Below are 8,885 nucleotides of genomic sequence, written 5' to 3'. Positions count from 1 at the left end.
GTGACTAACATGCCGACTTTAATATCTTTTATCATTCCCCAAATTTTTTCCTTATGTTCAGGACTAGACATAATGCAAACCTCCTAATGGAACACTATAAATAAAAATACAGCGATTACACCGCTGCTTTTGATATATCAATGACGCTTTACCATTTTTTTGAATAAAGTGATAAATCAGCTTTACACAAAAAAATTTTCTTTCTTGTAATAGTGATAACAAATAGCCCGGAAGGTTCCGGGCTATTAAAGAACTCATTGTTTCTAATGCTTAATTAAATATCCATCCAGCCAGCGTTTTTAGCCTCGTTCCATTCTTTTTCCTCAATATCACCGCTGTTATTTCCGTCGTAATGGCGATAAAGGCCTTCATGAAATTCATTTTCAGATAGTTGTCCATCTCCATCTTGATCCCATGATTCATAAATTAAATTGTATTCATCATGCTGACTCCATTCATCTTCGCTCAATTGGTTGTCATCATTCACATCCCAGTCGTCGAAAACACCACGTTCGCTTACACGATCAATAAATTCATTTTGATCTAAACTTCCGGTAACTTCGTTATCCGGCGTACAAGCTAAAAGGCTGACACTGCCCAATGCGAATATAAATGCCATTGTCAGTTTGTTTTTTCGGAAAAAAACTGTATTTGAATTAAGAAATTTCATACGATTTATCCTTTAAATTTGTTTTGAAGTAGGAAAAGTAAACATATTTATAAAAGTGACAAGTCAAAGACTTGAGTTTCGTCTTGACTGTCGGACTTTTCCTGGCGTTTATTACACTCGATATTCATAGCCATAATGAGCGTATACCTCATCCCGAAAGGCTTCATCAGCCATATTCGGCCAGTTGTCTTTATCAAAACCGGGAGCGTTTTCTAATGTGTCTTTATCCACATTCAAGATGAGACATTCTTCTTGTGTATCAACCGCTATGGCTTGCGGTGGAATGGCAAAAAGCTTATCACCCATCCCTAAAATTCCACCGAATGATAAGACGTAATATTGGACCTGGCCACGTTCGGTATTAATCATGATGTCCTTAACATTCCCCAGATCTTCACCCTGAGCATTTTTAACCTTGTCACCTTCAAGTGACGATGCAGATAAAACTATATTGTTGAATTTCATATCCATTCTCCGTTTTATTAGTTTTATGGGTTAATTACACCGATTTTTAAAATCACGTTGTGTTTTTGTGTTGCTTATAAACCTTGTGACGCTGTTGCTTTATTTAACGCATCAATGAGCCATGCTTCGGCATATTCCAACGCTAACGCGTAATCAAACATTGCGCCCTCCTCCATAAGTCTCCTAAACTCAACTTGGAGCTCTTCCTTATCCGGGCTTTCTTTTTTCATGGTCTGTAAATAAGCATAAGCAGCCGCCAGCTCTTCCGGTGAGCTTGACTCTGTGCCGCCACTATCGATGATCTGAACCACCTCTTCGATAGATTTTGCTTGTTTAAGCGCTTCGGGAATCATAATTTCTCCTTTCGGTATCTAACCTGACAATTTCACAGATTAAATTACGTATAAATGAAATAAAGTACATTTATTAACTTGATGTTTTTATTTATATTATTTTCTCTCTAAGCAAGGGAAAGAAAAACCCAAAGTACCTCCAATCCTCCTTACTCTCATCAATGTAATTATTGAGTGAGAAAGCAGAAACTGAAGACACTTTATATTGAGTTAAAACTGAGTTTGGAATTAATCTCCAAGTTGCTCTTCGAGTTCGTTTGCCATCTGTAAATGTTCTCGTAAAATGGGCAGTTTTTCGCGTGCAAATGCACGGATTGCATCATTGTCTGAATGGCTTGCACGTTCAAACAGCTCAATAGTCTCTTCGTGAGCATTGATTTGATTTTCGATGTAAGCGTCGTCGAATGATTCATCATTTCTAATGCTTAGCATCATGGCTTTAGCCATATCCATCAGTGTCGGATCGTCAGCGACTTCCAGATCTTGTTGTCTTGCGATGTCTCTCAGTTCGTTATTTGCTTTTGTATGATCTTCTATCATCCGATTAGCAAACTCATGAATTTGGGCTGTTCCTTCATCCAGAGCCATACGTGCTGTTTCAATCTCAGCAATTCCTTTCGCAGAAGCTGTTTCAACGAAATCTTCAACATCAACTGGATCTCTCGTCATATCATCCTCCCAATCAGGATTTGGTTCATTCGCAGCGTTTTCGGCTGCTATAGCACTGATAGTATTTTCATCGGGTATCTCAACTTCACTTTCGTCAGCTTGGAGCTGTGCCGTTGAAAGCCCCAAAGTCGCTAAAATTGCAACGTTAAAGAGTTTGTTTTTCATATAAATTCTCCATTTCATTTGAAACGCTCCCCCATCTTTAAGTGAAAAGAGAGGGCTTTCCTAAAGTTGTAAGTATTTAGCAGGGGAATATTTATGAAACTGCATACAAATTAGGCATTCCCCCCGATTTAAATAAGATAAGGGGTATTACTATGCTTAACGCAATATGAATGCCAACACTAATATTGACAGCCCAATTGAGTTATTAAGCAGCTTATGGAAAATATAATATGAGTATAAATAGGCAGTTAAGGAGATGAATAAACTTGCTCACTTAACTTGAAATCGTTTTGACTGACGTTGTTTTTTCTATTTATTAATAAAAAGTGAAAAGAAAATTCAGAGAGATATGAATTTTTTACAACCGATATAACGTAATTGCTTCATGAATCGTCACTATCACCGTAGCCTTCCTGACGGACTGGTTTTACAGAGCTACAGACATTTTTGTTATTTGGGCTTAGATGAGCATTAACAAGGCTGGTTTCTCTATCTTGATCATGCCGGATGAAAGGGCAATTTAAAGTTCGCGCCCAAATGCGCTGTGCAAATCCTTGTTCCTAATAGGCTAAAGCCACTATTCGAAATGGGTCATGTCTTTTGTTGTTGCAACTGCCAAAGCTTAGCGTAGACCTCATCCAGCTTTAACAAGGATTCATGGGTTCCTTGCTCAACAATTTGCCCATGTTGCATGACGACAATGACATCGGCATCCACTACAGTAGACAGTCGATGTGCAATCACCAGGCTGGTCTGCCCCTTTGAAATGTCGCGAATGGCCTCCTGAATAATACGTTCAGAATGACTGTCCAGCGATGAGGTTGCTTCATCAAACATCAATATAGGCGGACGTTTTAAAATCGTGCGGGCAATGGCTACACGTTGTTTTTCACCGCCACTTAGCTTTAAGCCCCGTTCTCCGACCAGAGTATTTAAACCGTCTGGCAATTCAGTAATAAAGTCTTCTAAATGGGCCAGTTTTATGGCTTGTTCTACTTCGGCATCAGTGGCATCAATACGACCATATCGGACATTCTCACCCAGTGTTGTATTAAACAAAACGGTATCCTGGGGCACGATACCAATTGCCTGGCGTAACGAGGCCTGTGTGACATCGCGAATATCCTGACCATCAATACGAATGCTGCCGCTTTGAATATCATAGAAACGAAACAACAACTTTATTAAAGTGGACTTGCCCGCCCCACTGCTGCCGACCACCGCGACTTTTTGTTTTGGCAGCACCTTAAAACTGAACTCGTTCAAGATCGGCAATCGGTCACTGTAACCAAAATTCACCGCATCAAACTCAATGGCGCCATCCGAAATGACTAACGGCTTGGCCTCCGGTTTATCGTTAATCTGTGGGGATTTATCTAATAACGCAAACATCCGCTCAATATTGGTCATTGAGCTTTTCAACTCACGATAAACGAAGCCTAAAAAGCCCAACGGGATAAACAGCTGCATGGTGAAAGCGTTGATTAAGACAAAATCACCCAGCGTGATTTGTCCCGCAATGACCTGAGAGGCTGCCAGCACCGTCATGGCTGTCATCGCGGAGGCAATAATCAGCGCCTGTCCACCATTTAATAAAAATAAGGACAACCGATTTTTACGCCGAGCCTGTTCCCATTTAGCTAATTCGTCATCATAGCGGTTGGCTTCAAAATCCTCATTACCAAAAAATTTGACGGTTTCGTAATTCAATAAACTATCAATAGCACGAGTATTACTAGTGGAGTCAGCTTGATTCGCTTCACGAACAAATGTCAGCCGCCAATTGGTCACTAACACTGAAAATGCCACATAACTGACCACTGCCAGCAATGTTATCCATGCAAAGCCGACATGATAGTTAAGTAACAAAATACCAATCACCAACACCATTTCCAACGCTGTCGGCACGATATTAAAGACCATGACCCGCAGTAAAAACCCCACCCCGGTAACACCGCGCTCAATGTCGCGTGACAAACCTCCCGTACGTCGATTTAAATGAAAGTCGAGTTCTAAAGCATGAAGATGTTGAAAGACCTTAAGTCCGATACGGCGCATTGCTCGCTCGGTAACCCGACCAAACACCGTATCGCGAAGCTCGTTAAATAAGGTTGTGGAAAGGCGTGCAACGCCATAAGCCAGTAATAAACCGAGTGGCAGCGCAAGCATCTTATCCGGTAACTGGTTACTATCAAGACCATCCACGATATGTTTTAGAATGAATGGCACCACAATAGTCGCTAGCTTGGCCGCCACAAGACTCAACATCGCGATGACAATACGACCACGATATTCGATAAGATACGGCCATAACGATTTTAGGGTTTTCCAGCTTAGTCTTGCCGGTTCTGCGTCTGGTGGGGGAGACAACGATCGCAATAGACATCCTTTTAATGGTGTAAGTGTTTGGAAAACACCTGAGATAAATTGAGAACGATAATGTTATCGCCTTTTACCGTGCGTATGACCTGTCTCTCCCCGGATCTATCCCAAACACTCCCTGCAAAGCACAATTAAGCATGCTGCAAAGATATTGCTAGAAAAAGTTAATCCGTGATGATTTAGATGATCTAAGACTTATTGATTGCATTCATAACAATCGAGCGAAAAAGATGCATGTCGATAGAACGGTTGAGTAGCCTTTTGCATTATCCATCACTTAATTACATAAAGGCATGTTTTCTAATAGTAAATGCATTTTGAAAAGAAGCTTGTTTCAATGCGTGTAAAAAGAATGATTTGTTAAGCTTAGTGGCTTATCCAATACGACCAAAATGCCTCACATTTCAAGTTCATGCTCAAAGTCGTTACAATCGATGAGTGCGAACAAACATGCTGCTTTACACACTGAATTCGCAGTAATAAATCAACTCGATAACATCATTTCTAGGGATAGTATGGAACATAAAATCTTATCGTCTGGCGCAAAGGCGCTTGAAGTAAATCTTGATGCTATCCGTTATGGTTCTTTTGCAGAAATTGGGGCTGGCCAAGAAGTTGTTCGCTGGTTCTTTAGAGTCGGTGGTGCTGCAGGCACGATTGCTAAAAGTATCTCGGCATACGATATGAAAGTAAGCGACGATATTTATGGCAAAGCGTCACGTTATGTATCTCGTGAACGTCTGGAAGACATGCTGGATCATGAATATCACTTAATCGTGGAATGTTTAAGCGAGCAACGTGGCGATAACACGGCTTTTTTCGCTTTTGCTGATACCGTATCAGCACGTAACTATCACGGAACCAATGAATGCCATGGTTGGTTGGGTATTCGTTTTCAGACGCAACCTCATGCTGCACATAGCGAAATCATTATTCATGTCCGTATGTTGGACCATGAAAATGCTTTGCAACAAGAAGCACTGGGCATTCTGGGTGTGAACCTGGTACATGGTGCATTTCATTTAAGCCATAACCCTGACTTATTGGTGAAATCACTGCTGGATAATCTAACCACGGATCGTATTGAAGTCGATATGATTGATTTTCATGGTGATGCTTTCTTGCATGTTGATAACCGTGTTATCAGTTTGAGACTGGTACAACTTGGCTTGAGTGATGCCGCGATGTTTTCGGCTGATGGCCGAGTGCTTCAACCCTCAGAGCATTTACGTAAGAAGAATGTATTAGTCGAAAGAGGTCGGTTCCGTCCGGTGACCCACGTCAATATTGATATGCTCAATGCTGCCAGAAAACAGTTTGAAGCCGAGGATGACTCGTCTCCGGAAGAAACCGTTTCCATTATGGAAATCACCATGCATAACCTGCTTGATGGCAATGACAGCATCGATCTGGAAGATTTTATTAGTCGAGCAGATGTGTTGGAGGCCACAGGACACACGGTCATGATTTCGGACTATCCAGAGTACTATCGCTTGGCAACCTATTTATCGCGTTACACCAATCGCCGCATCGGGCTGACGATGGGAGCGCATAGTTTGATTGAGTTGTTTCATGATCACTATTACACCACGTTACATGGTGGGATTCTGGAAGGTTTTGGCCGGTTATTTAAGAATAACGTCAAACTCTATATTTATCCTTTCAAAGACGCTGAAACAAACACGTTATTCAAAGTCGATAATCTCCAGGTCGATGAAAAACAGACGTATCTGTATGAGTATCTGAAAAAGGGTAATCACATCGAACAAATCGAACAGTTCAATGAAGATTACCTGCACATTTTTTCGCCGGATGTCTTGAAAATGATCACCAGCAACGAGCCCGGCTGGGAAAAATTAGTTCCTGATGTGGTCGCTGAAAAAATTAAAGCCCAGCAACTGTTTGGTTATAAACCTGCAGATTAGAGGGTGATTGCAAAACCAGGCTTGGTTAGGTTGAGGGGAAACTCCACACTGGCGTCTTTCACTCAACCTGCGTTGGTCTTTCGTTAAGATTTTACCTTTCGATAATGTTTGGCGACCTTCGCTCAATTACCACAGGTATCCATACGGCACCATCTCCGTTTATGGCTGCGTGAGTTATCCACAAACATCTAAACACAATCTGGATTTAAGGTTCGCTGCTCACTCGCTATGTCGAGGGCACTGAAGGGTATAAAAAAGATGAAGAAGATCTGGATTATAACCTGCTGAATACAGGACACTTTGCGCTTGAGGAGGAAGGTCCGTTTATCATTGATAAAATTAAGGCGTTTTTATCCTCACGAAATATTCAATAATCTCTGAAGGATGTTTAATTGTAATGACTTGAGCAGGTGTTTCGCCTGCCCAATTTTTTAGTAGTTGAATAAATTCTCACTATTTCGTCGAGATGATGTTACTAAGACATTTTCTCGAAAGCATATTGGTGCGCACTGGTTTCAATCTTGAGAGAGACTAGTTGATGTTCAGTTCGACTTTAACAAACCAGAAGCCAACGTCAGAAATGCATCTACCGCTTTGCTTGATGCAGCATGGGGATCCTCTGCATTGGCGATCCATAAGGAGGCGCCAAACAAGGCTCCATTAATCAGACGGGCCATCGCCAAAGAGTCAACTTCTTTCAAGATGCCTTCCTCCATCAGCTTTTCAATACTGAGCTGCGTACTACGAATACAACAATTTTTACGCGGCCACTGCGAAGGATCGCCTAATACAGCGGGACCATCTAAAAGCATGATGCGCTGTATCTCAGGTTCACATGCCATATTCAGATAGGCGATCGAACCATTAATAAAGGCATCCCACGTGGTTGGGGCTTGCGACTTTATCGCTGACAGCCGCGTCGTCATTTCATCTTCAATCTGTTGAATGACAGCTTTCAGTAATCCTTTCTTACCGCCGAAATGATGATAAAGCGCACCGCGTGTCAAGCCAGCTTCTGCCGTAAGATCGTCCATGCAACTCTCCGCGAATCCATGGTGAGCAAAAGATTCTCTCGCAGATTTAATGAGCTTAGCCTGGGTTTCGGCAATCATATCTTCACGTTTTTGCGGCATCATTTTCTCCAAATTTTACATACGTAATGCATGTTAGTTGACATACAACACGTATGCGAAATACTATACATGACATACGTCGCGTATGAGCAAGTATTTCCATACTTACGTTAAGGCAATTATACCTACCTTACATTTGCCTTCTGACATACGTATCGTATGTAAAGTTGCGGGATCAGAAATTTGCTGGAACCCCCATTTCTAAATAACACCAAGGAGAACCACATGATAAGTACAAGAAACACGTTAAGACTGTTTTTGTTGGGTAGCATCGCTGCAATGGTGCTGTCCGCATGTGGCAATCCGCAAGCGGCTAATCAGGCTGAAGCACCCGCGGCACCAGCAGTAAGCGTCGCCCAGGTGGTGAGTGAGCGAATTACCGAATGGGATGAGTTTACTGGTCGATTGCAAGCACCGGAAACGGTCAATGTTGTGCCTCGTGTATCAGGTTATATCGAACAGATACATTTCACAGAAGGTGCTTTAGTCAATAAGGGCGATTTATTAGTACAAATTGATCCACAACCGTTTGCTGCTGAAGTCGCCAGACTTAAAGCCGACTTACAAAGTGCTGAAAGCGCTTTAGCATTGGCTGAAACCGAATATAACCGGGCAAAGAAACTTAGTAGTGCGCGCGCTATTTCGGATGAACTGCTGGACACCCGTCAGGCACGTAAACAGCAAACATCGGCAAGCGTTGCATCGGTTAAAGCTGCCCTGCATCGTGCCCAACTGGATTTAAGTTACACCCGCATTACCGCTCCTATCAGTGGCAGAGTGTCTTATGCCCAGATAACAGCGGGTAATTTCGTTACCGCAGGTCAAAGCCAGTTAACCAGTCTGGTGTCGACCGACAAAATGTACGCTTATTTTGATGTTGATGAGCAAAGCTACTTGAAATACCAGCGTCTGACAGAAGCCGGCAAACGGGCTGATACCCGCGATGCCACAGCCAATCCTGTTTATATGGCGTTGGCCGATGACAGCAGTTACCAACATATTGGCAATATTGATTTTGTCGACAATAGCGTAAATCAGCAAACCGGCTCTATACGGATTCGTGCCAGTTTCCCCAACACTGACGATCGACTTTTACCAGGCTTATTTGCCCGTATCAAACTGT

Annotated in this window: 9 protein-coding genes; 2 read left to right on the top strand and 7 right to left on the bottom strand. The window is 42.2% G+C overall.

Annotation, left to right across the window (positions count from 1 at the left end; all coding sequences use genetic code 11):
- Window positions 1–274: 274 nt before the first annotated feature.
- From B3182_RS05180 to B3182_RS05160, 5 genes are all read right to left on the bottom strand, one after another.
- Entirely contained in the window at window positions 275–670 is a 396-nt protein-coding gene (locus tag B3182_RS05180; RefSeq protein ID WP_292356949.1) for a hypothetical protein, read from the bottom strand.
- Window positions 671–781: 111 nt separating this feature from the next.
- Entirely contained in the window at window positions 782–1,135 is a 354-nt protein-coding gene (locus tag B3182_RS05175; RefSeq protein WP_292356950.1) for a PRC-barrel domain-containing protein, read from the bottom strand.
- A gap of 74 nt (window positions 1,136–1,209) precedes the next feature.
- Window positions 1,210–1,488 (bottom strand): hypothetical protein, encoded by a 279-nt coding sequence (locus B3182_RS05170; RefSeq protein ID WP_292356952.1) that lies wholly within the window; start codon window positions 1,486–1,488, stop codon window positions 1,210–1,212.
- A gap of 228 nt (window positions 1,489–1,716) precedes the next feature.
- Window positions 1,717–2,322 carry a DUF4142 domain-containing protein gene (locus tag B3182_RS05165; RefSeq protein ID WP_292356954.1) on the bottom strand — a complete coding sequence of 202 codons (606 nt, stop codon included), beginning with the start codon at window positions 2,320–2,322 and terminating at the stop codon, window positions 1,717–1,719.
- 591 nt (window positions 2,323–2,913) lie between these two features.
- Window positions 2,914–4,692, bottom strand: a complete 1,779-nt coding sequence (locus B3182_RS05160) for an ABCB family ABC transporter ATP-binding protein/permease (RefSeq protein WP_292751841.1) — start codon at window positions 4,690–4,692, stop codon at window positions 2,914–2,916.
- A 527-nt stretch (window positions 4,693–5,219) separates the two neighbouring features.
- On the opposite strand from B3182_RS05160, the gene B3182_RS05155 reads away from it, so the two are divergent.
- Window positions 5,220–6,629, top strand: coding sequence for a TonB-dependent receptor (locus B3182_RS05155; RefSeq protein WP_292356957.1), 1,410 nt, complete (start codon window positions 5,220–5,222; stop codon window positions 6,627–6,629).
- A gap of 122 nt (window positions 6,630–6,751) precedes the next feature.
- Here the strand turns inward: B3182_RS05155 and B3182_RS16325 are convergent, their stop codons facing one another.
- Both B3182_RS16325 and B3182_RS05150 read right to left on the bottom strand, forming a co-directional pair.
- A complete protein-coding gene (locus tag B3182_RS16325) occupies window positions 6,752–6,817 on the bottom strand; it encodes a CGNR zinc finger domain-containing protein (RefSeq protein WP_366652729.1) in 66 nt (21 codons plus the stop codon).
- 354 nt (window positions 6,818–7,171) lie between these two features.
- A complete protein-coding gene (locus B3182_RS05150) occupies window positions 7,172–7,765 on the bottom strand; it encodes a TetR/AcrR family transcriptional regulator (protein WP_292751838.1) in 594 nt (197 codons plus the stop codon).
- Between the two features lie 222 nt (window positions 7,766–7,987).
- Between B3182_RS05150 and B3182_RS05145 the strand changes: the two genes are divergently transcribed.
- Window positions 7,988–8,885: efflux RND transporter periplasmic adaptor subunit (locus tag B3182_RS05145; RefSeq protein ID WP_292751835.1), on the top strand; the 898-nt coding region annotated here is incomplete at its 3' end.

Source organism: Methylophaga sp. UBA4204, from assembly GCF_002379485.1.
In the GTDB taxonomy this organism is placed as follows: domain Bacteria; phylum Pseudomonadota; class Gammaproteobacteria; order Nitrosococcales; family Methylophagaceae; genus Methylophaga.
Note: the sequence above shows the minus strand (reverse complement) of the source record. Positions and strands in the feature narration are given on the sequence as shown.

Excerpts from the sequence above, each read along its gene's own strand:
- B3182_RS05155 (WP_292356957.1), top strand. The coding sequence starts at position 5,220 with ATGGAACATAAAATCTTATCGTCTGGCGCAAAGGCGCTTGAAGTAAAT.
- B3182_RS05180 (WP_292356949.1), bottom strand. The coding sequence starts at position 670 with ATGAAATTTCTTAATTCAAATACAGTTTTTTTCCGAAAAAACAAACTG.
- B3182_RS05150 (WP_292751838.1), bottom strand. The coding sequence starts at position 7,765 with ATGATGCCGCAAAAACGTGAAGATATGATTGCCGAAACCCAGGCTAAG.
- B3182_RS05175 (WP_292356950.1), bottom strand. The coding sequence starts at position 1,135 with ATGAAATTCAACAATATAGTTTTATCTGCATCGTCACTTGAAGGTGAC.
- B3182_RS05170 (WP_292356952.1), bottom strand. The coding sequence starts at position 1,488 with ATGATTCCCGAAGCGCTTAAACAAGCAAAATCTATCGAAGAGGTGGTT.
- B3182_RS05165 (WP_292356954.1), bottom strand. The coding sequence starts at position 2,322 with ATGAAAAACAAACTCTTTAACGTTGCAATTTTAGCGACTTTGGGGCTT.